General features: G+C 55.8%; 20 protein-coding genes. 9 read left to right on the top strand and 11 right to left on the bottom strand.

Going from position 1 to position 24,771, the window contains the following annotated elements; genetic code table 11:
* The first annotated feature begins 86 nt into the window (after window positions 1-86).
* The 7 genes from V6U78_RS09590 (at window position 87) to V6U78_RS09560 (ending at window position 10,448) form a co-directional block, all read left to right on the top strand.
* Window positions 87-1,586 carry a CoA-acylating methylmalonate-semialdehyde dehydrogenase gene (locus tag V6U78_RS09590; RefSeq protein WP_405339828.1) on the top strand — a complete coding sequence of 500 codons (1,500 nt, stop codon included), beginning with the start codon at window positions 87-89 and terminating at the stop codon, window positions 1,584-1,586.
* A gap of 158 nt (window positions 1,587-1,744) precedes the next feature.
* A complete protein-coding gene (locus V6U78_RS09585; RefSeq protein ID WP_405339826.1) occupies window positions 1,745-2,914 on the top strand; it encodes an isovaleryl-CoA dehydrogenase in 1,170 nt (389 codons plus the stop codon).
* A gap of 69 nt (window positions 2,915-2,983) precedes the next feature.
* Window positions 2,984-4,591, top strand: a complete 1,608-nt coding sequence (locus V6U78_RS09580; RefSeq protein WP_405339824.1) for a carboxyl transferase domain-containing protein — start codon at window positions 2,984-2,986, stop codon at window positions 4,589-4,591.
* Between the two features lie 7 nt (window positions 4,592-4,598).
* Window positions 4,599-5,438 carry an enoyl-CoA hydratase-related protein gene (locus tag V6U78_RS09575; protein WP_405339822.1) on the top strand — a complete coding sequence of 280 codons (840 nt, stop codon included), beginning with the start codon at window positions 4,599-4,601 and terminating at the stop codon, window positions 5,436-5,438.
* A gap of 41 nt (window positions 5,439-5,479) precedes the next feature.
* The gene (locus V6U78_RS09570) at window positions 5,480-7,558 is read left to right on the top strand and encodes an acetyl/propionyl/methylcrotonyl-CoA carboxylase subunit alpha (RefSeq protein WP_405339820.1); all 2,079 of its coding nucleotides are present in this window, start codon (window positions 5,480-5,482) and stop codon (window positions 7,556-7,558) included.
* Window positions 7,555-8,469 (top strand): hydroxymethylglutaryl-CoA lyase, encoded by a 915-nt coding sequence (locus V6U78_RS09565; RefSeq protein ID WP_405339818.1) that lies wholly within the window; start codon window positions 7,555-7,557, stop codon window positions 8,467-8,469. The genes V6U78_RS09570 and V6U78_RS09565 overlap by 4 nt, the downstream gene beginning before the upstream one ends.
* Before the next feature lie 2 nt (window positions 8,470-8,471).
* Window positions 8,472-10,448, top strand: a complete 1,977-nt coding sequence (locus V6U78_RS09560; protein ID WP_405339816.1) for an acetoacetate--CoA ligase — start codon at window positions 8,472-8,474, stop codon at window positions 10,446-10,448.
* Between the two features lie 94 nt (window positions 10,449-10,542).
* Here V6U78_RS09560 and brnQ read toward each other — a convergent pair whose 3' ends face one another.
* The 11 genes from brnQ to V6U78_RS09505 form a co-directional block, all read right to left on the bottom strand.
* Window positions 10,543-11,844, bottom strand: a complete 1,302-nt coding sequence (gene brnQ, locus V6U78_RS09555) for a branched-chain amino acid transport system II carrier protein (RefSeq protein WP_405339814.1) — start codon at window positions 11,842-11,844, stop codon at window positions 10,543-10,545.
* Between the two features lie 322 nt (window positions 11,845-12,166).
* Window positions 12,167-13,141, bottom strand: coding sequence for a branched-chain amino acid ABC transporter permease (locus V6U78_RS09550; protein ID WP_405339812.1), 975 nt, complete (start codon window positions 13,139-13,141; stop codon window positions 12,167-12,169).
* 2 nt (window positions 13,142-13,143) lie between these two features.
* Window positions 13,144-14,031, bottom strand: a complete 888-nt coding sequence (locus tag V6U78_RS09545; protein WP_405339810.1) for a branched-chain amino acid ABC transporter permease — start codon at window positions 14,029-14,031, stop codon at window positions 13,144-13,146.
* Between the two features lie 39 nt (window positions 14,032-14,070).
* Complete coding sequence (locus V6U78_RS09540; RefSeq protein WP_405339808.1) at window positions 14,071-15,282, bottom strand: ABC transporter substrate-binding protein; 1,212 nt, start codon at window positions 15,280-15,282, stop codon at window positions 14,071-14,073.
* Window positions 15,283-15,405: 123 nt separating this feature from the next.
* On the bottom strand, window positions 15,406-16,137 hold the full coding sequence (locus tag V6U78_RS09535; RefSeq protein ID WP_405339806.1) for an ABC transporter ATP-binding protein: 732 nt from the start codon (window positions 16,135-16,137) through the stop codon (window positions 15,406-15,408).
* Window positions 16,137-16,910, bottom strand: a complete 774-nt coding sequence (locus V6U78_RS09530) for an ABC transporter ATP-binding protein (protein ID WP_405339804.1) — start codon at window positions 16,908-16,910, stop codon at window positions 16,137-16,139. Before V6U78_RS09530 ends, V6U78_RS09535 begins: the two co-directional genes overlap by 1 nt.
* Before the next feature lie 221 nt (window positions 16,911-17,131).
* Entirely contained in the window at window positions 17,132-19,021 is a 1,890-nt protein-coding gene (locus V6U78_RS09525) for a propionyl-CoA synthetase (RefSeq protein WP_405339802.1), read from the bottom strand.
* An 87-nt stretch (window positions 19,022-19,108) separates the two neighbouring features.
* Window positions 19,109-19,999: a 3-hydroxyisobutyrate dehydrogenase gene (gene mmsB, locus V6U78_RS09520; RefSeq protein ID WP_405339800.1), complete on the bottom strand. Its 891-nt coding sequence runs from the start codon at window positions 19,997-19,999 to the stop codon at window positions 19,109-19,111.
* A gap of 67 nt (window positions 20,000-20,066) precedes the next feature.
* The gene (locus V6U78_RS09515; RefSeq protein WP_405339798.1) at window positions 20,067-21,188 is read right to left on the bottom strand and encodes an enoyl-CoA hydratase/isomerase family protein; all 1,122 of its coding nucleotides are present in this window, start codon (window positions 21,186-21,188) and stop codon (window positions 20,067-20,069) included.
* A gap of 9 nt (window positions 21,189-21,197) precedes the next feature.
* A complete protein-coding gene (locus tag V6U78_RS09510) occupies window positions 21,198-21,977 on the bottom strand; it encodes an enoyl-CoA hydratase (protein WP_405339796.1) in 780 nt (259 codons plus the stop codon).
* A complete protein-coding gene (locus tag V6U78_RS09505) occupies window positions 21,977-23,143 on the bottom strand; it encodes an acyl-CoA dehydrogenase family protein (protein WP_405339794.1) in 1,167 nt (388 codons plus the stop codon). The genes V6U78_RS09510 and V6U78_RS09505 overlap by 1 nt, the downstream gene beginning before the upstream one ends.
* Before the next feature lie 186 nt (window positions 23,144-23,329).
* Here V6U78_RS09505 and V6U78_RS09500 point away from each other — a divergent pair, with 186 nt between their 5' ends.
* Together V6U78_RS09500 and V6U78_RS09495 are read left to right on the top strand one after the other, a co-directional pair.
* Complete coding sequence (locus tag V6U78_RS09500; protein WP_405339792.1) at window positions 23,330-24,208, top strand: AraC family transcriptional regulator; 879 nt, start codon at window positions 23,330-23,332, stop codon at window positions 24,206-24,208.
* 69 nt (window positions 24,209-24,277) lie between these two features.
* Window positions 24,278-24,679, top strand: a complete 402-nt coding sequence (locus tag V6U78_RS09495) for a MerR family transcriptional regulator (RefSeq protein WP_405339790.1) — start codon at window positions 24,278-24,280, stop codon at window positions 24,677-24,679.
* Window positions 24,680-24,771 lie beyond the last annotated feature (92 nt).

Genomic DNA, 24,771 nt, shown 5'->3' with positions numbered 1-24,771 from the left:
GGATTCAGTGATACCCAGGGCGTCTCTTCAAGATCCCCATAGAACCAAGACAAACAACAACAAGACACACAACCAAGAGGCTTAACATGACACCACGCCAAACCCCGATGATCATTGACGGCCAGCCGGTCATTTCTCAATCCAGCGACTGGCGCGACGTACTCAATCCAGCCACACAAGAGGTGGTGGCTCGCGTTCCTTTTTGCACCCTGGAAGAAGTCGATCGCGCGATTGACAGCGCACATAAGGCCTATGCCAGCTGGCGTCAAACCTCTCTTGGTGCGCGGATGCGTATTATGCTGAAGTTCCAGCAGCTGGTGCGCGAGCATACAAAAGAGCTGGCTGCCCTGATTACGGAAGAGCATGGCAAAACCCTACCCGATGCCGAAGGCGAAGTTGGCCGTGGGCTTGAGGTGATCGAGCATGCCTGCTCCATTCCTACCTTGCAGCTTTCCGAGCTGGCTGAAAATGTCGCCACCGGTGTCAATGTTTACACCTTGAAACAGCCTTTGGGCGTTGGGGCTGGCATTACCGCCTTTAACTTTCCGGTAATGCTGCCCTGCTTTATGTTCCCGATCGCCATCGCCACCGGCAATACCTTTGTACTCAAGCCTTCGGAGCAGGACCCCACCTCAACCCTGCGCTTGGTTGAACTGGCCCATGAAGCTGGCCTGCCACCCGGCGTATTGAACGTGGTGCATGGCGGCCCAGAAGTCGCGGCGCGCCTGTGCCAGCATGAACATATCAAGGGCGTGTCTTTTATCGGCTCCAGCCATGTTGGCGATATCATTTATCAGCTGGCCTCTCAAGCGGGCAAGCGCGCTCAGTGCATGATGGGAGCCAAGAACCACTGCGTCATCCTGCCTGATGCCAACAAAAACCAGGCCATCGATGCCTTGATCGGCTCTGCCTTTGGTGCCGCAGGTCAGCGCTGCATGGCCAATCCTGTGGTGGTGCTGGTTGGTGAGGCGCGCCAATGGTCAGCCGATATCGTTGAGCGCTCGAAAAAAATGCGCGTCGGCCCCGGCACCGATGTCACTGTCGATGTCTGCCCTGTCGTTTCCCCTCAGGCCAAAGAGCGTATTCAGCGCTTGATCACTTCTGGTGTTGAAGAAGGGGCGACCTTGGCGCTGGATGGCCGCGATTATCAAGTCAGCGGCTACGAGCAGGGCAACTTTGTTGGCCCCACCGTCTTTACCCAAGTCACACCGCAGATGCGCATCTACCAAGAAGAAATCTTTGGCCCTGTACTGTGTGTTGTTGAGGTCGAAACGCTGGATGAAGCCATCGCCTTTATCAATGCCAATCCAAATGGCAATGGGACGTCACTGTTTACCGCTTCAGGCTGGGCAGCACACAAGTTCCAGAACGAGATCGATGTCGGGCAGGTGGGTATCAACATGCCTATTCCTGTGCCTGTGGCCTACTTTAGCTTCACTGGATCGCGCGCCTCACGCCTTGGCCCACTCGGTCCCAACGGCAAGGAAGCGGTCAAATTCTGGACGCATAGCAAAACCGTAACCGAGCGCTGGTTTGAGCCTGACAGTATTTCTGCGGGCGTCAACACCACGATTTCGATGAAATAGCACCACACTGCTGATCTTGCTTCCCCCTTGATCAACACTCTGCCCTGTTGACCCCGCTACGGCGGGGTTTTTTTCGCTCAAGAGCTTTACGTTTACGTCAACTTACCTTAAAGTCAGTTTATTGGTCTGATCAACAACAATAAAAGAAGGACTCAATCATGCACGCACCTTTTCTTGAAATGAACTTTGGCTTGGAAGAAGAACTCAACATGCTGCGCCAGCAGGTGAATGCCTTTGCGGCCGCCGAAATTGCTCCACGCGCTGCCGCGATCGATCGCGAGAACAACTTCCCGATGGATTTATGGAAGAAGTTCGGTGATCTGGGCCTGCTTGGTATTACCGTGCCCGAAGAATATGGCGGCTCCGGTATGGGCTATCTTGCCCATGCGATTGCGATGGAAGAAATCTCGCGCGCCTCGGCCTCGGTGGCTCTGTCCTATGGCGCGCACTCCAATCTCTGCGTCAACCAAATCAAGCTCAATGGCAACGAGGCGCAGAAAAAACGCTACCTCCCCGACCTCTGCTCAGGCGACAAGATCGGCGCACTGGCCATGTCTGAGCCCAATGCTGGCTCAGATGTGGTCAGCATGAAGCTGCGGGCTGAAAAACAAGGCGATCACTACCTGCTCAATGGCAGCAAGATGTGGATCACCAACGGGCCAGATGCCCATACCTACGTCATCTATGCCAAGACGGATGTGAAGGCCGGTGCCAAGGGCATCAGTGCTTTTATTGTTGAGCGCGATTGGGCTGGGTTCTCGCGTCAACCCAAGCTCGATAAGCTTGGTATGCGCGGCTCCAATACCTGCGAACTGGTTTTTGAGGACTGCCGTGTCCCAGTCGAAAACCTGCTGGGTGAAGAAGGCAAGGGCGTACGCGTACTGATGAGCGGCCTCGATTATGAGCGCACCGTACTGGCTGCTGGCCCCACTGGCATTATGCAGGCGGCCTTGGATGTCGTGGTCCCCTATCTGCATGAGCGCCAGCAATTTGGTCAGCCGATTGGTGAGTTCCAGCTGGTACAGGGCAAGGTGGCCGATATGTACACCACCCTCTGCGCCTGCCGTGCTTATCTGTATGCCGTCGCGCGCGCCTGTGATCGCGGTGAAACCAGCCGGAAAGATGCAGCCGGTGTCATTCTTTACTGCGCGGAAAAAGCCACGCAGGTTGCACTGGATGCGATTCAGCTGCTGGGTGGCAATGGCTATACCAACGACTACCCAACCGGCCGTCTGCTGCGCGATGCCAAGCTCTACGAGATCGGTGCGGGTACCAGCGAAATCCGTCGCATGCTGATCGGGCGTGAAATCTTTACTGAATCCCGCTGAAGCCATCGCCCACTGTGCACTCAGTGGGCCTTTTGGCCTTCCCTTTCATTTTTCAAAAGGATATTCAGGATGAGTGTGATCTCTTCTCAGATCAATCCGCGTGATGCGCAGTTTCAAGCCAAAGCACAAGCCATGCAGGCACTGGTGGATGATCTTCATGCGCAGCTTGAGCGGGTGCGTTCCGGCGGTGGCCCAGCAGCACAAGAGCGGCATCGCGCACGCGGTAAACTCCTGCCACGAGAGCGGATCGAGCATCTACTCGATCCAGGCACCCCTTTTTTAGAGCTGTCGCAACTGGCGGCCTGGGGCATGTATGGTGATCAAGTACCGGGTGGCGGGGTGATTACTGGTCTTGGGCGTGTTGCTGGCGTGGAATGCCTGATCGTGGCCAATGATGCCACCACCAAGGGCGGCACCTACTTCCCTATGACGGCCAAAAAGCATCTGCGTGCGCAAGAAATCGCGCGCAAAAATCGCCTGCCCTGTATTTATCTGGTGGATTCTGGTGGTGCCAACCTGCCCAGTCAAGACGAGGTTTTTCCTGATCGCGATCACTTTGGGCGCATCTTTTACAATCAGGCCACCCTCTCAGCCCAAGGCATTCCTCAGATTGCGGCAGTGATGGGGTCCTGTACGGCTGGTGGCGCTTATGTTCCGGCTATGGCGGATGAGTCGATTATCGTCAAGGGTCAAGGCACCATCTTTCTGGCTGGGCCACCGCTGGTCAAGGCGGCCACGGGGGAAATCGTCTCCGCAGAAGATCTAGGTGGCGCTGAAGTCCATGCCAAGATCTCCGGCGTGGCCGACCATCTGGCACTCAACGATGAGCATGCGTTACAACTGGTGCGCCGCGCCATCAGCCGCCTCAACTGGCGCAAACAAGGCGAGCTGGATATCCAACCCTCTCGCCCGCCGTTGTATGACCCAAGCGAACTTTACGGCATCGTGGGGACGGATCTGCGTAAACCCTTTGATGTCCGCGAGGTCATCGCCCGTTTGGTCGATGGCTCAGAGTTTGATGAATTCAAGCGCTGGTATGGCGAGACACTGGTCACGGGCTTTGCACGCTTGCATGGCTACCCCATCGGCATCGTCGCCAATAATGGCGTCTTGTTTTCTGAATCAGCCCTCAAGGGAGCCCACTTTATTGAACTCTGTGCCCAACGCGGTATTCCGCTGCTGTTTTTGCAGAATATTACTGGCTTTATGGTGGGCTCACGCTATGAGCATGAAGGCATAGCCAAGCAGGGAGCGAAGATGGTCACCGCCGTGGCCTGCGCGCAAGTACCCAAGTTCACCGTGGTGATTGGCGGCAGCTTTGGCGCCGGCAACTATGGCATGTGCGGCCGCGCCTATGATCCAAATCTGATGTGGATGTGGCCCAATGCACGCATCTCGGTGATGGGGGGTGAGCAGGCCGCCAATGTGCTGGCGCAGGTCAAACGTGAGCAGTTAGCACGCCAAGGGCAGGATTGGCCTGAAGAAGAGGAAGCCGCTTTTAAACAGCCCATTCTCGATCAGTATGAAGAACAGGGGCATCCCTACTATGCCAGCGCACGCCTCTGGGATGATGGCATTCTGGATCCCTTGCAAACTCGCGATGCACTGGGTCTGGCTATTTCAGCCGCGCTGAATGCGCCGATTCAACCAACACGCTTTGGCGTGTTCCGCATGTAAGGAGCCGATGATGCAACCCGCTTCTCTACTCGATATTGATGCACGTGGCGTCGCGTCGCTGACTTTAAACCGACCAGAAGTGCACCATGCTTTTGATGATCAGCTGATCGCACGCTTGATCGATCAACTTGAAGAGGTGCGTCTGACTGAGGCGCGCTTACTGGTGCTGCGCTCAAGCGGCAAGAGCTTCTCGGCTGGCGCGGATCTGGCCTGGATGCAGCGCATGGCGCAGATGAGCCAAGCTGAGAATCTTCAGGATGCACAACAGCTGGCCCTCTTGATGGAAAGACTGGATCTCCTGCCCTGCCCCACCCTGTGTCTGGTGCAAGGCGCGGCTTATGGTGGTGCGGTAGGGCTCATCGCCTGCTGTGATGTGGCTTTGGCTAGTGATCAAGCCAGCTTGTGCCTCTCAGAAGTCAAACTCGGGCTGGCTCCAGCCGTCATCAGTCCCTATGTCCTGCGCGCCATAGGTGAACGTGCGCTGCGCCGCTATGCCTTGACCGCCGAGGTGATCAGTGCCACCACCGCCGCCGAACTGGGACTTGTCCATCAGGTCGTGGCTGCAGCCGACTTAGAACACAAGTCAGAGCAGCTGGTCCAGCGCCTGCTCAATAATGGCCCCAAGGCGTTACAAGCCTGTAAACAATTGCTGCGCTATGTGGGCGATCACCCGATCAATGCCACCACACAAGCCCGCACTACAGCGTGCATTGCTCAGCTCAGAGTAGAAGAGGAAGGACAGGCCGGCTTAAGTGCTTTTTTTGCCAAGCGGCCACCCCCTTGGCAGCCAGGGGTCTGTGAAGAGCCCCATGAAGAGACCCATGAAGAGGCCCGTCAAAAGAACTGAGTCTTTCGCCCGCCGACAACAACAATCAAGAGGGACGCCCTATGCTGGCTCATCAAGACCTGACTCTGACCAAAATACTCATCGCCAATCGCGGTGAAATTGCATGTCGTATTATTCGTACTGCCCATCAACTCGGCCTGAGCTGTGTTGCGGTGTATTCTGAAGCCGATCGCGATGCACTGCATGTCAAAATGGCAGACGAGGCCATCGCCATCGGCCCAGCCCCAGCGCGGGAGAGCTACTTGCGCGTTGATCGTATTCTCGCCGCTGCCAAGCAAACCGGCGCGCAGGCGATTCACCCCGGCTATGGTTTTTTATCTGAAAACAGTGAGCTGGTGGCCGCCTGCCAACAGGCCGGATTGATATTTATTGGCCCACCTCAGGCCGCTATTGAAGCCATGGGCAGTAAATCAGCCGCCAAAAGCATTATGGAGGCCGCCGGTGTGCCGCTGGTCCCGGGTTATCACGGTGATCAGCAAGAGCCTGAGTTTCTTGCCGCAGAAGCCGCCACAATAGGCTATCCCGTCCTGCTCAAAGCCGTCGCCGGTGGTGGCGGTAAGGGCATGCGGATCGTGCATCAAGCCAGCGAGTTTGTATCTGCACTGGCCGCCGCCCAACGCGAAGCACGCAATGCCTTTGGTGAGGACAAGATGCTGGTTGAAAAGTATCTGCTTCAGCCGCGCCATGTCGAGGTGCAGGTCTTCTGTGATCAGCAGGGCCAAGGGGTGTATCTATTTGAGCGGGACTGCTCAGTCCAAAGACGCCACCAAAAAATCATTGAAGAAGCCCCTGCCCCCCATCTGAGCGCCGAACTGCGTCAAGCCATGGGAGAAGCGGCCCTGAAGGCCGCTCAGGCAATAGGTTATGTCGGCGCTGGGACAGTCGAATTTTTGCTGGATGCCCGCGGCGAGTTCTTTTTTATGGAGATGAACACCCGCTTGCAGGTTGAGCATCCCATCACGGAGATGATTACCGGACAGGATCTGGTCGAGTGGCAGCTGCGTATTGCGATCGGTCAGCCTCTGCCTTTAAAACAAGCCGAGCTGAAAATCCAAGGCCATGCCTTTGAAGCACGCATTTATGCCGAAGATCCAGAGCAGGATTTTCTGCCTGCCACCGGCTGCTTAAGCTATCTGCGCCAACCGGCTGAATCGCGTTTTGTGCGCGTGGATACTGGCGTACTCGAAGGGGATCAGATCAGCATCTATTATGACCCCATGCTGGCCAAGCTGATTGTCTGGGGGCCAGATCGCCAAACCGCACTCCAAAGGTTGATTCAAGCACTGGGCGAATACCGGATTGCTGGTCTGACCACCAATATCGATTTTCTCCAGCGGCTCGCCAGCAGTGCACCCTTTCATGCTGGTGAAGTGCATACTCACTTTATCGAGCAGCATCAAGCGCTGTTGTTTCAACCCCGCGCCCAGGCCGAGGATCACACCCTCGCTCTGGCCAGCCTCTACGCGCTGTTGCGGCTGGCCCAAGAAAGGCAGCAGGAGGCTGCAGGCTCACTCGATCCCTATTCACCCTGGCATGCGGCCAATGGCTGGCGATTGAATCAACCTTCTCAGCTGCCTTTGCGCTTTGCATTGCACGACGGCAGCCAGATGGATATCCAGGCCGAGCAGCTGAGCCAACATCGCCCCCAATGGCGTCTTCACTGGCAAGAGCAACAGCTACTGGTCGAAGGCCGCCTTGAAGGCGATACACTCGAAGTGGTCATCAATGGTCATCGCCAGAGTGTGCCCTTTGCAGCACTGGATACAGCGCTGACCTTCTTCACGGCCGATGGCATTTTACGCTGTCAGTGGCTGCGCCCAGATCAACAACGCCATGAATATGATGAGGTCGCCAACAGCCTGAATGCGCCGATGAATGGCTCAATCGTGACCCTGTTGGTCGCTGCGGGAGAGACAGTTAAAAAAGGCGAAGCCCTGATGGTCATGGAAGCCATGAAGATGGAACATACCCTGCATGCCCCGGCGGATGGGCAGGTCGAGCGCTTCTTGTATCAAGCTGGAGATCTGGTCGAACAAGGCGCAGAACTGGTGCACTTTGCCGCCAGCGAGTCGGCCGCCGATGCCCCTGCCTCCACCCAGCGAGAGGAGACCCACCCATGAGCCTGCCTGCCTCTGTCCGTCTGGTGGAAGTCGGCCCGCGTGATGGCTTGCAAAACGAAGCGCGCCAGATTGATACCGCCACCAAAATCGAACTGATCGCGCGGCTGAGCAGCGCTGGCTTACGCCATATTGAAGCCGCGAGCTTTGTCTCGCCGCGCTGGGTGCCACAAATGGCCGATGGCGCACAAGTCATGGCGGGCCTCTCACGCCAGCAGGGTGTCACCTATGCCGCCCTGACACCCAACCTTCAAGGCCTGGAAGCTGCTTTGGCGGCCGGTGTCGATGAGGTGGCGGTGTTTAGCGCCGCCTCAGAAAGCTTTACCCAAAAAAATATCAACTGCTCGATTGCAGAATCCATCGAACGCTTTGTGCCAGTGATCGAGAGAGCACAAGAAGCAGGTATCCAGGTGCGCGGCTATGTCTCGACGGTGCTGGGCTGCCCCTATCAAGGCGAGATCGCCCCCGAGCAGGTGGCTGCAGTCAGCCGCGATCTTTACCAGCTGGGCTGCTATGAAATCTCTCTTGGCGATACCCTCGGCTGCGGCACACCCATCGCCGCCAAGCGTATGCTGGAAGCCGTACAGCGCGAAGTGCCGCTGACCCATCTGGCCGCACATTTTCATAACACCTATGGGCAGGCACTGGCCAATCTCTATGCCCTGCTAGAAGAAGGGTTGAGCATTATTGATAGCTCGGTGGCGGGGCTCGGCGGTTGCCCCTATGCCAAGGGGGCTTCGGGCAATGTCGCCACTGAAGATGTGGTGTATCTGCTCCACGGTCTTGGCATTCACACGGGCGTTGATCTCGCGCAACTGGCGGCCACTGGCCGCTGGATCAGTACACAACTTCAGCGCCCACTGGCATCACAGGTCGGTCTGGCGCTGACCACCGACACCACGCAAGGAGCCTGAGAATGACGACACCTCTTCCGCTCTGGCAACCCGCTACCCCGTTGCAGACACCGATGGGACAATGGATGCAGCAGCTCAATCAGCAAGGGGATCTGGCACTCAAAGACTATGCAGATCTGCACCAGTGGAGCCTGACTCAGCCTGAAGCCTTCTGGTCGCAGATCTGGTCACTGGGGCAGGTGATCGCCAGCCAGCAAGGCGATCAGGTACTGGTACCCGCACCAGCCGGTGCGCCCTTCTCGCAAGCCCGCTGGTTTCCTGAGGCCAGATTGAATTTTGCCGAGAACCTACTGCGTTTTCGTGATCAGCGCCCAGCCATCATCGCCTGTCGTGAGGATGGCCAGCGTATCGAGCTAAGTTATGCCGAGCTGTATCAACAGGTCGCGCAGCTGGCTGCCAGTCTGCGTGATCTGGGGATTCAGCCCGGCGATCGGGTCGCTGGCTACCTGCCCAATAGTCATTTCGCACTGATTGCGATGCTGGCCACCACCAGTCTGGGCGGCATCTGGTCTTCCTGCTCGCCTGACTTTGGCGTGCAAGGCGTGCTGGATCGCTTTGGACAGATCCAGCCACGCCTGCTTTTTGCCACTGATGGCTATCTCTACCAAGGCAAGCGCATTGAAACCACACAGCAGGTTGCTCAGATTGCGGCAGGGCTGCCCGAACTGGAGCAGCTGGTGCTGCTGCCCTATCTGGATGAGGCACCTCAGCTTCCAGCCCAGTCAAGCACGCCCAGTTATCAGCTGCGCGCTTGGTCAGCCCTGTTGGCCCATCCAGCCACCGAGATCGATTTTGCCCAGCTGCCCTTTGATCATCCGCTGTATATCCTCTTTTCCTCGGGTACCACCGGCGTGCCGAAGTGTATCGTCCACAGCGCCGGTGGCACGCTGCTTCAGCATCTTAAAGAACTGATCCTGCATACGGGCCTGACCCGCGAGGATGTCTTCTTCTACTACACCACCTGCGGTTGGATGATGTGGAACTGGCAGGTCTCCGCACTGGCGCTGGGCACAAGGCTGGTGCTCTTTGATGGCTCTCCCTTTGCACCTGAGCCGCGCTCACTCTGGGATCTGGCTGAGCGCGAGCAGATCAGTGTCTTTGGCACCAGCGCCAAATATCTGTCTGCCTGCGAAAAAGCCGGCCTGCGCCCCAAGCAGACACATCAACTACCTGCCTTGCGTACACTGCTGTCAACTGGCTCGCCCCTCTCGCCTGAGTCCTTTGCCTATGTCTATCGTGAGATCAAGGACGACCTGCTGCTGGCATCGATCTCCGGTGGCACCGATATCGTCTCCTGCTTTGCGCTAGGCTGCCCGCTGCGTCCTGTTTATGCTGGGCAGTTGCAGTGCCGTGGCCTTGGCATGGCGGTTGAGGTCTGGAATGAGGCAGGGCAAGCCGTGGTGGGCGAAAAAGGTGAGCTGGTCTGCACTCAGCCCTTCCCTTCAATGCCGCTGGGTTTTTGGCAGGATGAAGATGGCAAGAAGTATCAGGCCGCCTATTTTGAGCGCTTTCCTGGTGTGTGGGCACAGGGAGACTATGCCGAACTGACGGCAGAGGATGGCTTGATCATCTATGGCCGCTCCGATGCCGTGCTGAATCCAGGCGGCGTGCGTATTGGCACGGCTGAGATCTATCGTCAGGTCGAAACCTTTACCGAGGTCGCTGAAGCACTGTGTATCGGCCAGCAATGGCAGGATGATGTGCGGGTGGTGCTCTTTGTTCGTTTGCAACAAGGCCAGCAATTGACACCTGAGCTAGAACAGCGCCTGCGCCAGCAGATCCGCCAACAGGCCACGCCACGGCATGTGCCCTCTAAAATTGTGCAGGTTGCCGATATCCCACGGACACGCTCAGGCAAGATTGTTGAGCTGGCCGTCAGAGAAGTGGTGCACGGGCGTCCAGTCAAAAACCAAGAAGCGCTAGCCAACCCTGAGGCTCTCGCACTCTTTGCAGGATTAGCGGCCTTGCAAGAAGCCTAATTAGGCCCGCTCTCTGCCAGCACCTTCACCCCTGTGTACACTGCATCAAAAAAACCCCAGATTTCTCTGGGGTTTTTGATTGAGGCTCCCTAGATCAGGCTGATGCCGAAGCCTGACGCTCCTGCACACGCCCCAACACAAAGAAGGCGAGCAACACCAACAAGCAAGGCAGCGCCCAAGCCAAGCCCACGCTAAACCCAGGCATCCACGCCAGCCAGGCCAGACTGAAGCCCAGCACCTTGAAGCCCTCAACGGCACCAAAGAAGACCGACACCACTAAAATGCTCAGCAATGCCTCACGCGGCAAGCCTAACCACTGGCGGCTGAGGCTGTAGAGCATCAAGGAGATGGCCATCGGATAGACCGCCACCAGCACAGGAATGCTGTAGCTGATCAGCACACTCAAATCCAGATTCGCCACCGCCAAGCAGCACAGAGCATTGATCACCACGAACTGGCGATAGGAAACCGGCACCAGCTGCGAGAAGTAGTCAGAACAGGCGCTCAGCAGACCCACCGCAGTGGTCAAACAGGCCAGGGTAATCACCCCACCCAGCACGATCATACCCAGATCACCATATTGGCTGGCGACAAAGTGCGTCAGAATCTCTCCACCAGAAGCGGCACCAGGCACACCAAAACCAGCGCCAAGGAAGAACAAAGACACATACACCACCGCCAGACCGGCCGCCGCAATCAGCGCCGCCCAGACCAAACAACGATACTGCTGACTTGGCTCGGTAATGCCTTTTTTGACCAGCAGATCAATAATCAGCATGCCGAACATAATCGACGCCAAGGCATCCATAGTGTTGTAACCATCAACAATCCCCTGTGCCAAGGGTGCGACCAGATACTGCTCCGCCGTCGGCAGGGTTTCTCGGCCACTGGCCAGCATCACCGTAACGGCCAGCACCAGCAGCAGGACAATCAGCAGGGGCGTCAGGATCTTACCGATTGAATCCATCAAACGGCCAGGATAGAGGGCCAATAAAGCCGCGAGGCCAAAGAAAAGCAGTGAGTAGCTCAGCTGGCTCAGCACAGGTGTTTCACTGTAAGCGCGCAGGCTCAACTCATAGGCCACCAAGCCAGTACGCGGCGCAGCAATCAGTGGGCCGATAATGATAAAAATCACCACCGAGATAGCAATACCGATGCCTGGATGCAAAAGCTGGGTCATCTTTGCGACACCACCACCGGCGCGTGCTACGGCAAACAAGCCCAACAGCGGCAGGCCGACAGCCGTCAGCAAGAAACCAAGCATCGCAGGCCACATGGCCTCACCGGCCAGCATCCCAGCCATGGTTGGGAAGATAATATTCCCAGCACCTAAAAAGAAAGCAAAGGTCATAAAGCCTAAGCTGATGAGATCGAAGGGTTTGAGTGTTGAATTCAAAATAACCTCTAGCGTCTGCTTTATTGTTGAGCTTATCCAGCAGGATAAACCACTAGGGTAAAGATTAAGCGGAAAGCATTTTTACCACTCAAAGGCTGAATGGCAACCAAAAATCCATATTTCTGCATAAAAAAGCCGTTTTTCAGCAAAAAATGAGCCAGAGGCACGCCCCTGGCTTATCCTGACGATCCGCTGCGAGTCTTCCAAGCGCTTCGGTCTTGGCTACTCAGGTTTTCTAAGGAGCCTCTGATCAACGTGATGAGCGTAGGTCAGGCCAGCTTCAACGCAGCATGACCCAGCGCAGTCGTGAACCAGCGGCTTCCTAACGAAAGTTCTTTTCAATAAACTTGGTGATCTCGCCAACAATACCGGCCCGAAACACCAGCACACAGATGACAAAGATGGCCCCCAGGATCACATTGACCCAATCCCCCAATGCACTTTGTGCCAGCTGGTGCTCTATGCCGACCACAAAAGCGGCACCCACCAAGGGGCCGAACAGGGTGCCGACACCACCGACCAGCGTCATCAACACCACCTCGCCTGACATATGCCAATGTGCATCGGTTAACGAAGCCAGCTGAAAAACCACCGTTTTGGTCGCACCAGCCAAACCAGCTAAGGCCGCAGAGAGCACAAAAGCCACCAGCTTGTAAGCATCGGTGTTATAGCCAAGCGAGGTCGCGCGGGCTTCATTCTCACGAATCGCCTTCAACACCTGCCCAAAGGGCGAGTGAATCGTGCGCTGAATCACCATAAAGCCGAATAGGAAGACCGCCAGCACAAAATAGTACATCGCCAAATTATTGGAGAGATCGATCAGACCAAACAGCTGCCCGCGAGGTACACCATGCAGCCCATCCTCGCCTCCAGTAAAATCGGCTTGCAGATAGAAGAAGAACACCATTTGCGCCAGCGCCAGCGTAATCATCGCAAAGTAGATGCCTTGACGCCGTATCGACAGCACACCAAAGAGCACGCCCAGCACCGTCGCTGCCAGTGTGCCCACCAGAATGCCAACCTCGGGCGTCACCGAATGCTGACTGAGCAGATACCCCGTGTAGTAGCCTCCAGTCGCCAAAAAAGCGGCATGTCCAAAAGACAGCAAACCGGCATAGCCCAACAGCAGATTAAAAGCGCAGGCAAAAAGAGCAAAGCAGAGGATTTTCATCAGAAAAACCGGATAGGTGACCCAAGGGGCCACGAGCGCGAGCAGCAGTAAAAAACCGTAGAGCATCCAGCGTCTTTTTTGCTGCTGCGCGGCCACAGCCTTGAGTGTCTCGGCAGGTTGATGCATGGTTAAGCCTCCTTCCCAAAAAGCCCAGCTGGGCGAAGCAGCAGCACTAGAATCATCACCAAAAAGATGACCGTATTCGAGGCTTCTGGGTAATACACCTTAGTGAGACCTTCAATCACCCCCATAGCAAGGCCGGTCAAAATCGCGCCCACAATCGAGCCCATGCCACCGATCACCACGACAGCAAACACCACGATCAGCAGATTCGCGCCCATCGCCGGAGCGACGGAATAGATCGGGGCCGCCAACACGCCGGCAAAGGCCGCCAGCGCCACACCAAAGCCATAGGTCAGCGTAATCAGTAACGGCACATTAATCCCAAAGGCCTGCATCAGCGCTGGATTTTCAGTACCGGCTCGCAGATAGCCCCCTAGCTTGGTTTTTTCGATCATAAACCAGACAAAAAAGCACACCACCAACGCAATACCAACCACCCAAGCGCGATAGTAGGGCAAGAACATAAAGCCCAGATTCACCCCGCCACGCAAGGCTTCAGGCACCGGATAGCGATTACCCGATACTCCAAACCAGTTAGTAAAAATCCCCTGAATCATCAGTGCCAGACCAAAGGTCAGCAGCAGACCATAGATATGATCAATATGGGCAATACGACGCAGCAGAAAACGCTCGATCAACATGCCCGAGATCCCCACCAACAGCGGGGCAAGGAACAGGGCCATCCAGTAGTTCACGCCGAGCAGATTCAGCAGCAGCCAAGCGGCAAAAGCGCCCAGCATATACTGGGCTCCGTGGGCAAAGTTAATAATCTTGAGGAGGCCAAAGATGATCGCCAGCCCCAAGCTCAGCAGGGCATAAAAAGCACCATTGATCAGGCCAAGAAGCAGCTGCCCATAGAAGGCAGCAGCTGGAACGCCAAATATCATTGTCATCTTGATATCATCCTTTTTCGCAGCAGCAGAAGAGCCCGCTTAGCGGTTCACCAGTGAACAGACACTCTCAGCGAGGGGACGATAGGCTTCATCGCCAGGAATGGTGCGGACGATCTCATACAGATCCCAAGGGCCGGTGGATTCAGCCGGAGTTTTGACGCGAGCCAAGTACATGTCATGCACCATACGGCCATCTTCACGCACATAGCCGCCTTGCGCGAACATGTCATTGATTGGATTCGCTGCCATCCAAGCACGCACATCTGCAGCACGATCACTGCCGGTGGCTTCTACGCCGCGCAGATAATGCATGGTGCTTGAATAAATCCCTGCCTGAACCATCGAGGGCCGTGCATTGGTGCGAGCATAAAAGCGATCTGCCCAAGCGCGTGCTTCAGGATTCATATCCCAATACCAGCCGGTGACCAGCTGCGTTCCTTGCGCGGTTTCCACACCCAAAGCGTGCACATCATTTAAGAAGAGCAACAAGGCAGCAACCGTCTGGCCTGAATGGGTCAAACCAAACTCACCGGCGGTGATAATCGAATTCACTGTATCTGAACCCGCATTGGCCAGACCGACCACCTGCGCACCGGAGGCTTGCGCTTGGAGAATATAAGAGGAGAAATCATTGGTCGCTAAGGGATGACGGACGGTATTGACGACACGCCCACCCTGGCTTTCTACCACGGCGCGCACATCGTTTTCTAAGGCGTGTCCAAAGGCATAGTCAGCGGTCAGGATAAACCAGTTTTGCCCCCCTTCAGCCAAAATCGCGGCGGCAGTGCCATGCGCCAAGGGGTAGGTATCATAGGCCCAGTGAATATGATTGGGCGTGCAGTGTTCATTGGTAATACTGGAGGCTGCCGAGCCATTGACCAGCCCCAGTGTATTGGTGCCGTTCATCACGCGCGTGGCGGCAATGGTCACGGAAGAAGCCACCAGACCTTGCACCATATCCACATTATCGCGCTCGATCCATTGACGCACTGTGCTTGAAGCCACATCAGGGCTATTGCGATCATCGGCACTGAGAATCCGAATCGGCTGGCCGTTCACTCGGCCACCAAAATCTTCCACCGCCATACGCAGGGCTTCAAGGCCATTGGGGCCAGCCAGATCACGGTAGATCCCCGACATATCAGCCAGGTAGCCAATACGGACTTCATTATTAGAAACTTGAGCCTGGGCCGCGTTGACACCGAGCAGGCCAATGAGGGAAGCAGCAAGGGCAGTTTTGATTGTTTTCATTATAAAGCTCCAGAGAAGATCGGTCTTTTATTGTTGTTGTGGGTTCTGAATGAAGCTGTTGCCTTGTGAAGGTGTTTATCTAGGTCGGCGATCCTCCTTGGCTAGGTCAAAAAATCAAGTACGCTAAACACCGAGATAGGTATTGAGCAGCTCTTTTTTGCTTTCTAATTCATGCTGGTGGATTTCTTCAACGATCTGCCCGTGTTCCATCAGGTAATGACGATCGGCAATCGGGGCCGCAAAGCGGAAGTTCTGCTCCACCAGCAAGATCGTAAGTCCCTTGGCTTTCAGCTGCATCAGCACCTCGGCCAGCTTCTGCACAATCACCGGCGCAAGACCTTCGGTGATCTCATCCAGCAGCAACAGATTGGCTCCGGTGCGCAAAATGCGAGCCATCGCCAACATCTGCTGCTCACCGCCAGAAAGACGCGTCCCTTGGCTTTTGCGCCGCTCATAGAGGTTAGGGAACATGGCGTAGATTTCTTCCAGACTCATTCCACCACTGCGTACAGTCGGGGGCAGCAGCAGGTTTTCTTCTACATTTAAACTGGAGAAAATGCCCCGCTCTTCAGGGCAATAGCCCACACCCAGCCGAGCAATCTGATGAGCAGGCGTCCCGAGGGTTTCACGACCATTGATCATGATCGAGCCTGTTCTTCGTCCCACCATATTCATAATCGATTTGAGGGTGGTGCTACGCCCAGCGCCATTACGCCCCAGCAGGGTGACCAGCTCGCCACGCCTGACCTGTAAATCTAGGCCATGCAGGATATGGGATTCGCCATAAAAGGCATGCAGATCGGTGATGCGCAACTGCTCATAGGCATGAGAGGTATTGTCTGTCGAAGCGGACATCAGTGGGCTCCTTCTACAGTGGCTTGTTCACTGCCCATATAGGCTTCACGCACCTTGGGATGCGCCGAGACACTGGCATAATCCCCCTCGGCCAACACCGCACCACGCGCCAGCACGGTGATCTTGTCACACAAGCGACTCACGACACTCAGGTTATGCTCCACCATCAGCACCGTGCGTCCTTTAGCAGCCTGACGTATCAGCTCGACAACACGATCGACATCCTCATGTCCCATGCCCTGCGTTGGCTCATCGAGCAGCATCACGGTGGGCTCCATCGCCAGCGTGGTCGCCAACTCCAAAGCGCGTTTACGACCATAGGGCAGCTCAACGGTGATGTGCTGGGCATAGTGCGCCAGCCCCACTGATTCCAGCAAAGCCATCGCTCGCTCATTCAGCTGATTCAGCACCTTGTTGGATTTCCAAAAGTGAAAGGAATTGCCCATAGTCCTTTGCAGGGCCACACGCACATTCTCCAGCACGGTCATCTGCGGAAAGACCGCCGAAATCTGAAACGAACGCACCAGACCCAAGCGCGCGATCTCATTCGATTTCATTTTGGTGATGGATTTGCCGCGATAGAGTATATCGCCGCGAGTGGGGGGCAGATATTTAGTGAGCAGATTGAACACCGTGGTTTTACCTGCACCATTGGGGCCGATCAATGCATGAATCTGCCCTTCAGTCACCTGTAAATCCACCGCATTCACTGCCGTGAAGCCACGAAACTCCTTCGTGAGTTGTCGCGTCTCCAGGATCAACGCTTGGCTCATAGTGCATCCTCTTGCTGTGGGCTTTTGCCCTTTTGTTGTTATTTCAGCAGGTGGTTGATGCTGGGCATGAATGCCACCCAAGCATAACCTTGACGTAAACGTAAGCTATAAAGAGACAGGTCACAACTTTTTTTCTGATCTGTTTGACTTCTTGTGTGACTTAAAAAGCGGATTGCGTTCCATAACCCACGCCATCCGCTTTGCCGCCAGCAGAGACAGACCTAGCGTAAAAAACCAGCCTCTTGCAGTGAATGTTGAATTTCAGGCAGGATCGACAGATCATCAATCGTTGAGGGCGGTGCATACTGCTCACCGGCTGCGATTTTACGCAGTATCCCACGCAAGATCTTGCCCGAGCGGGTTTTAGGCAGGCGCTCCACCACTAATGCGCGCTGGAAGCAGGCCAAGGCCCCGATCTTTTCACGTACCAGAGCCACCAGCTCCTGCTCCAACTGCTCTGCGGGCAGATCGACACCATCCTTGAGCAGGATCAAGCCCACCGGCAGCTGACCCTTCAGCGCATCGGCGACACCGATGACGGCGCATTCAGCGACGGCTGGATGGGTGGCCACAACCTCTTCCATCTCACCCGTTGAAAGGCGATGCCCTGAGACATTGATCACATCATCTGTGCGTCCCATGATGTAAACAAAACCCTCTTCATCGATATAGCCGCCATCTCCTGTGTGGTAATAGCCAGGAAAGCGCTCTAGATAGGCGCTGAGATAGCGCGGGTGATCTCCCCAAAGGGTTTGCGTGACTCCCGGCGGCAAGGGCAACTGGATCGCAATCGCCCCCATTTCGTTGGGTTCAGCCTGAGATCCATCTTCACGCAACACCTGAACGTGATAACCCGGCACAGCGCGATGGGTCGATCCCAGCCGGACTTCTTGTTCGCCGAGCCCAGTCAGCGGCGCTGTGACCGGCCAGCCTGTTTCTGTTTGCCACCAATGATCAAAGACGGGCTTGCCCGAAAGCTCTTTTAACCAGTGATAGGTAGGCGAGTCGAGCTTTTCTCCAGCCACAAAAATATGCTTGAGCGAGGAGACATCATAACGACCAAAGAGCACGCCTTCTGGGTCTTCTTTGCGGATCGCACGAAATGCCGTTGGCGCACAAAAAATGCCATTGACGCGATACTGCTGAATCACTCGCCAAAAGGCACCGGCATCTGGCGTGCGTACTGGCTTGCCTTCATAAAATAAACTGGTACAGCCTCCCATCAAGGGGCCATAGACAATAAATGAATGACCGACAACCCAGCCTATATCCGAGATCCCCCACCAGATATCGCCTTCTTGCATGTTATAAACCTGACGCAGCGCATACTGCAGCGCGACAGCATGACCACCATGATCACGCAGCACACCCTTAGGCCGTCCAGTGGTGCCCGAGGTATACATGATATACAGCGGATGCAAGGCTGGCAGCGGCACCCAATCAGCCGGCGTCACGCCCTCTTGTGCTGCCATCCAATCCAGATCCCGCTCAGGATGCAGCTGGGCGAGCGCGGCTTCTCTTTGTAGTACCAGCACACGGTCTGGCTGATGCTCGGCTTCTTCCAGCGCGGCATTCACCAGCGGCATATATTCGATCACCTTATCAAACTCGATCCCGCAGGAGGCCGTCAGCAGCAGCTTAGGCTGGGCATCATTAATGCGCACCGCCAGCTCGTGCGGTGCAAACCCGCCAAACACCACTGAATGCACGGCACCAATACGCGCGCAGGCCAGCATGGCAATGGCGGCCTCGGGCACCATCGGCATATAGATAATGACCCGATCACCTTGCTCCACACCCTGGGCTTTCAGGGTGCCGGCAAACAAGGCAACGGCCTCTAAAAGCTCTTGATAGGTATAGCTGCGCTGGGTAGGGGTCACCGGCGAATCATAAATCAAGGCCAAACGCTCACCCTGACCGGCTTCAACATGGCGATCAAGAGCCAGATAGCAGCTATTCAGCTCGCCATCAGCAAACCACTGATGCGTACCATCAGGCTGCTCAGTCAGTATCTGGCTAGGGGGACGAGACCAGTCCAGCAACTGGGCTTGTTCGGCCCAAAAAGCTTGTGGATCTTGAAGTGCGCGCTGACGCGCGATTTGCGCTTGCATCATCTTCACCTCTGACTTGTTGTTATTGTGAGGTTGGAGAGACCACTCAGGCCGCGGATAGTCCAGCGAGCTAAGGTATGAAACGACCTAGGAGGCCGCGATAAAAAACTGCTGAACGCTAGAAAAATCCAACCCACCCTTTCCCTGCTGGGCATGCAAGGCAAAGAGGTTGCGCGCCATTGAGCCCATCGGGATGGCCGATTGGCTTTTCAGGGCGGTCTCCCAAGCCAGACCGAGGTCCTTCGCCATCAAATCCACCTGAAAGCCACCCTGATAATCGCGTGAAGCAGGGGCCTGCTCCATCACACCTGGCCAAGGATTATAGACATTGAGCACCCAGTTACTGCCTGAACTCTGCTGCATAATCTGGGATAAAACCGCTGGATCCAGCCCATTTTTGACCCCTAGGGCCAGTGCCTCAGTCGTGCCGGTCATCAGTACCGCCAGTAGCAGGTTGTTGCAGATCTTGGCAATCTGTCCCGCTCCAACACCACCTGCATGAAAGAGGTTCTTGCCCATCGCCGCCAACAGGGGTTGTGCCGCAGCAAAATCAGCCTCACTGCCGCCCACAATAAAACTGAGCGTCCCTGCCTGCGCGCCCCCGACACCACCAGAAACCGGCGCATCAATAAAGCGAATACCCGCCGCCTCTGCCGCCTGCCCCACACGCTGGGCAGATTCTGCTGCGATGGTCGAGGAATCAATGACCAAACAGCCTGCGGGTAACTGGGCCAAGAGGCCTTGTTCACCAAGATAAAGCTGCTCCACCAACTGCCCATTGGGGAGCATCGAGATCACCACTTCAGCGCCCTGCACCGCCTCAGTGGCGCTGGCCGCAGCCTGCCCACCAGAGGCTTGAAGCGCCTCCAGCGCTGCGGCACTCAGATCAAATCCGCGCACCTGATGCCCTGCCTTGACCAAATTCTGGGCCATCGGCCCGCCCATATTGCCTAAACCGATAAAAGCGATTTGACTCATCACGCAACTCCTGTTGTTTTTGTTGATGCTGGCGTTGATCCAAGGCCACGGTGCGCCCAAGATCCGATCACAAATCCTTCAGCGGGGATTCTGGCCACAGCGGGACAAAAAAACCGTCAATCCAGCTGGCCTCCACCTCTCTGACACTGGGATAGCGCCAACGAGGTGTTTTATCCTTATCAATCAAAAGGGCGCGAATACCCTCCGTCAGCTCTCCCTTCAAGGCCGCTTGCACAGACAGGTTCAACTCCTGCTGAAAAACAGCCTTGAGCGAAGCATGACGACAGCGCTCAAGTTGCTGCTGAATCAGCAGCATCGAGCTGGTCGAGCCAGCCGCCAGATTCGCTAAAGCGCGCGCCAACCAAGGCGATGCTGGCTCTGCTGCCAGCAGCTGCTCAATCAGTGCAACTGGGTCATCGGCATCGGTTAAGGCTTGAATCTGCGCATAGTTCTGCTGCACGGGCGATTCAGGCAAGGCTGACTCAGAGCGCGCCTGCTGCGCGCGTAACACCTGATGAATCACCTGCTGCGCTGGCAAGGACCAGTCACTGCGCATCAGCTGCTGCTGGACCTCGTCTTTAAAGGCATGGCAGATAAAGCGATCTGCCAGCCCCACCCAAAGTGCGTCCGCAGCATTGATCTGCGCGCCTGTCAGCCCAAGAAACAGGCCAACACGCCCCGGCATCCGGTTCAAGAACCAACTGCCCCCCACATCAGGATAAAGACCGATGCTGATTTCCGGCATGGCCAAGCGAGAGTGCTCCGTCACCACACGGCAGCTGGCACCCGCAAACAAGCCCATGCCGCCCCCCATAATGATGCCCTGCCCCCACACGATGACCGGCTTGGGATAGGTATGGATCAGATAGTCGAGACGATACTCCTGCGTGAAAAAGTGCTCGGCATAGGGGTTCAGCTGCGCCGGATCGCCACTCGCGGCATAATCCGTCATCGAACGATAGAGGGCGACGATATCTCCACCGGCACAGAAGGCTTTCTCTCCCGCACCTTCCAGCCAAACGGCCGCCACACGCGCATCCTTGGCCCAAGCCTGCATCTGCGGTAAGAGCTGCTCAATCATCTCTAACGACAAGGCGTTTAAAGCGCGCGGCGCATTCAAGCAAGCGACGGCGATCACGCGCCCATCCGCCAACGGCAGCTCACTGAGGAGCAAGGGTTGATCACTCATGCTGATCTCCTAGCGGTTTTTCCATTCAGGGGTGCGCTTATTCAAGAAAGCCTGCACACCTTCACGCTGATCTTCTGTCGCGAACAAATCGACAAAGAGTTCACGCTCTAAACGCCAGCCTTGTTCATGCTGGCTGCCAGTTCGCGCATGCATCACTAACTTTTTGCATGAAGCGATGGAAGAAGGCGATTGCTGGCACGCCATCTCCGCCAATTCCAGCGCACGGTTCAGCGCCTGCCCCTTCGGCACCACTTCTTCAACCAGACCTATCTCCAACGCCTTGGCTGCCGTGACACGCTCGCCGCAAAGAATCATCCGCTTGGCCCAGCCTTCGCCGACCAGCCAAGGCAGGTTCTGGGTGCCACCGGCACAGGGCAGCAGCCCAACGCGTGCTTCAGGGAGCGCCATCTGCGCCTGCTCTTCTGCCACGCGCAAATCACAAGACAGGGCACACTCCAGCCCACCGCCCATCGCATAACCATTAATCGCGGCAATCGATACCCCCCGAAAATCCGTCAGCGCTTCAAATGCCAGGCCGAACAGGCGTGACATTTCCCAAGCCACGGCACGATCTCCAGCCGCAAACTGATTCAAATCAGCACCAGCCGAGAAGAACTTCTCCCCGTCGCCAGTGATCACCAGCGCATAGATTTCCCGATCTGCATTCAGCTGTTCGATCAGCGTTTTCAACCCTGCCAAGGACTCAGCATTCCAGGTATTGGCTGGTGGATTACAAATCGTGATCAGGCCGATATGTCCACGTTGTTCATACTTCAATAAATCAGTCATCAGTTCAGCACCTCTAAAACACCTTCTTTTAATAGACGCCGCGCAATAATCAGCCGCATCACTTCGTTTGTTCCTTCCAAAATGCGATGCACGCGTGCATCACGCAGATAGCGCTCTAGCGGATAATCACGGATATAGCCGTATCCACCATGTAACTGCAGCGCCTCATCGATCACTTGAAAACAGACATCAGTGGCAAAGCGCTTGGCCATCGCACAATAGGCAGTGGCTTCTGGATCAGCCTGATCCAGCTTAAACGCCGCCAGCCGCACCATCTGGCGTGCCGCAATCAGTTCTGTCAGCATATCCGCCAGCTTAAATTGCACTGTCTGAAACTCAGCCAGTGGTTGACCAAACTGCTGGCGCTCCTGCACATACTGGCTCGCCAAGTTCAGCGCGGCTTGCGCCGCCCCGATAGAGCAGGTGGCGATATTAATCCGCCCACCATCGAGCCCCTTCATCGCAAATTTAAAACCCTCGCCTTCTTCGCCCAAGCGATAGTGGGCCGGAATCCGCACCTGCTCAAAGGTGACTAAGCGCGTTGGCTGGCTATTCCAGCCAAGCTTATTTTCACACGGCGCATAATCGATACCCTCGGCATCGGCTGGTACCAGAAAAGCAGAAATACCCTTGGCACCGGATTCCATGCTGCCCGTACGCGCCATCACCACCAGCAGCTGCGTACTGCCAGCGCCGGAAATAAACATCTTAGAACCATTGAGCAGATAGGCATCCCCCTCACGTGTAGCCCGAGTGCGCAGGCTGGCCGCATCCGATCCAGCACCGGGTTCGGTCAAGCAATAGGAACCCAGCCATTCGCCACTGGCCAGACGTGGTCCAAACTCATCCGCCACCTCGGGCTGGGCAAAACTGGAGACCATCCAGCTGACCATATTGTGAATGGTGATATAGGCCGCAGTAGAGGGACAAGCTGCGGCCAGCTCTTCCACGATCACACTGGTATCCAGCCGCGATAGACCCAACCCCCCTTGGGCTTCTGGCGTATACAGGCCACAAAACCCGAGCTCGCCGGCCTGTTGAATCACCTCAACGGGGAAAAGATGCTCGGCATCCCATTGTGCCGCGTGGGGCGCCATCGCCTTATGTGCAAAAGCACGCGCAGCATCACGAAAGGCCAGCTGGTCTTCGGTCAGATTAAAATCCATCACTGATCCTCTTTTTGTCTTGCGTTCTTATTATGCATCGCGGTTGTGGTCTGATCGCTACTGAGCAAAAGCAGAACCTAGCATCCGCTTGGTTTTCTGTAAACTAGCAATACTTGACGCTAACGTAAATTGACTAAATTGTGAGCAAGATGGATGATATTGCGAAATTCAGTAGGAGAAAGCCGCGTGTCTCACACTTCTGACTGGCCGCTTCCTGAAGGCAGCCTTCGTTATCTCGTCCCGCCGCGCTTGGTGGCCGATCTGGCGCAGCACCCTTTAACCCAAGAGCTCTACCCCCTGGCCTTTGGTTTTTATCAACGCGCACGTGGTCATCAGATGCAACGCCAGCAGCATCAAACCGAGCTGCTGATCTATTGCATTGAAGGTGAAGGCCAGGTCACCAGCGGCGGCCAGACCAGCCGCGTTGAAGCTGGAGAGCTCCTTTACCTGCCCGCTGGTGAGCCGCATCACTATGCCACCTTGGAGCAGCATCCCTGGACCATCTACTGGGTTCACTTCAGCGGCAGCCTGGCACCCGCACTGCGCCAGCATCTAGGCTTTGCCGGCACACAAAGAACACGCTGGATAGGACGACAAGCACGCCTACTGGTTGATTTCAACGGCTTGCTGGCAGCGCAGCAGCGCGGCTTTCATAAAGAAACCCTGATTCATGCCAGCCAGCGCCTGCGCCAACTCTTGTGCGCCCTGCCACTGATCCAGCCACAGGATCAACAACAGGCCAAGCTTGATCTTCCGGCGCTCGAGCAATTGATGCGCGCCCATTTGGATCAACGTCTGGATCTCGATACGCTGGCTGCAAAAGCTGGCTTATCGCGCTATCATTTCGTCCACCGCTATAAGGCCCTGACCGGGGTCACGCCGATTCAGCATTATTTGCAGATGAAAATCGAAAAAGCCTGCCAGCTGCTCGACACCAGCTCAGCCAGTTGGCGTCAGATTGCCGAACAGCTCGGCTATGAGGATAGCTATTATTGTTCCCGGCTCTTTAAAAAAATCATGGGGATCAGCCCTCATTTTTATCGGCGTCGAGCGCAGAAAAACTAAATTTCACACTTGATCTTTACGTTAACGTAAACTTTGATTAAAGTCATTTCTGAACACTAGGAAGAATCGATGAGCTTTCAGCTAAACGCGCGCTCTTACACCATTAGCGATCTGGCCAAAGAATTTGATGTCACCACGCGCACACTGCGCTTTTACGAGCAGCAGGGCATCTTGAATCCAGTTCGCCAGGGACAGGCGCGTATTTACAGCCCGAAGGATCGCGTCCGTTTGATGCTGACCCTGCGTGGTAAGCGCCTCGGGTTTAGTCTGGCCGAAAGCAAGGAGCTTTTTGACCTCTACGACTCCACAGCCGGAGGAGATGAAAAACAGCTGCGCACCATGCTGGATATTTTGGCAAAGAAACAAGCCGATATGCAGCAGCAACTGCGCGATATTCAGCGGTTACAAGAGGAGCTGGAACTGGCCGAAGCACGCTGCCGTGATGCTCTGGCCCGCCTGCACACCTCTTAAAACCGCTTGATGTGGCCCTGCATCGGCCACCCAGGGCAGCACAGCCATACAAAAACAACAGCGGCTAGCCCCCAGTTTTGCAGTCTGCCGTG

This window comes from Marinospirillum alkalitolerans, from assembly GCF_045055655.1.
Lineage (GTDB): Bacteria > Pseudomonadota > Gammaproteobacteria > Pseudomonadales > Halomonadaceae > Marinospirillum > Marinospirillum alkalitolerans.
The sequence above is the reverse complement of the archived record's forward strand: the minus strand, read 5'-3'. Positions and strand labels throughout refer to the sequence as shown.

Coding starts and splice junctions, on each gene's coding strand:
- V6U78_RS09505 (WP_405339794.1), bottom strand. CDS start 23,143: ATGGATTTTAATCTGACCGAAGACCAGCTGGCCTTTCGTGATGCTGCG.
- V6U78_RS09515 (WP_405339798.1), bottom strand. CDS start 21,188: ATGAGTGATCAACCCTTGCTCCTCAGTGAGCTGCCGTTGGCGGATGGG.
- V6U78_RS09580 (WP_405339824.1), top strand. CDS start 2,984: ATGAGTGTGATCTCTTCTCAGATCAATCCGCGTGATGCGCAGTTTCAA.
- V6U78_RS09525 (WP_405339802.1), bottom strand. CDS start 19,021: ATGCAAGCGCAAATCGCGCGTCAGCGCGCACTTCAAGATCCACAAGCT.
- mmsB (WP_405339800.1), bottom strand. CDS start 19,999: ATGAGTCAAATCGCTTTTATCGGTTTAGGCAATATGGGCGGGCCGATG.
- V6U78_RS09530 (WP_405339804.1), bottom strand. CDS start 16,910: ATGAGCCAAGCGTTGATCCTGGAGACGCGACAACTCACGAAGGAGTTT.
- V6U78_RS09510 (WP_405339796.1), bottom strand. CDS start 21,977: ATGACTGATTTATTGAAGTATGAACAACGTGGACATATCGGCCTGATC.
- V6U78_RS09570 (WP_405339820.1), top strand. CDS start 5,480: ATGCTGGCTCATCAAGACCTGACTCTGACCAAAATACTCATCGCCAAT.
- V6U78_RS09540 (WP_405339808.1), bottom strand. CDS start 15,282: ATGAAAACAATCAAAACTGCCCTTGCTGCTTCCCTCATTGGCCTGCTC.
- V6U78_RS09550 (WP_405339812.1), bottom strand. CDS start 13,141: ATGCATCAACCTGCCGAGACACTCAAGGCTGTGGCCGCGCAGCAGCAA.
- V6U78_RS09545 (WP_405339810.1), bottom strand. CDS start 14,031: ATGACAATGATATTTGGCGTTCCAGCTGCTGCCTTCTATGGGCAGCTG.
- V6U78_RS09495 (WP_405339790.1), top strand. CDS start 24,278: ATGAGCTTTCAGCTAAACGCGCGCTCTTACACCATTAGCGATCTGGCC.
- V6U78_RS09585 (WP_405339826.1), top strand. CDS start 1,745: ATGCACGCACCTTTTCTTGAAATGAACTTTGGCTTGGAAGAAGAACTC.
- V6U78_RS09575 (WP_405339822.1), top strand. CDS start 4,599: ATGATGCAACCCGCTTCTCTACTCGATATTGATGCACGTGGCGTCGCG.
- V6U78_RS09560 (WP_405339816.1), top strand. CDS start 8,472: ATGACGACACCTCTTCCGCTCTGGCAACCCGCTACCCCGTTGCAGACA.
- V6U78_RS09590 (WP_405339828.1), top strand. CDS start 87: ATGACACCACGCCAAACCCCGATGATCATTGACGGCCAGCCGGTCATT.
- V6U78_RS09565 (WP_405339818.1), top strand. CDS start 7,555: ATGAGCCTGCCTGCCTCTGTCCGTCTGGTGGAAGTCGGCCCGCGTGAT.
- V6U78_RS09535 (WP_405339806.1), bottom strand. CDS start 16,137: ATGTCCGCTTCGACAGACAATACCTCTCATGCCTATGAGCAGTTGCGC.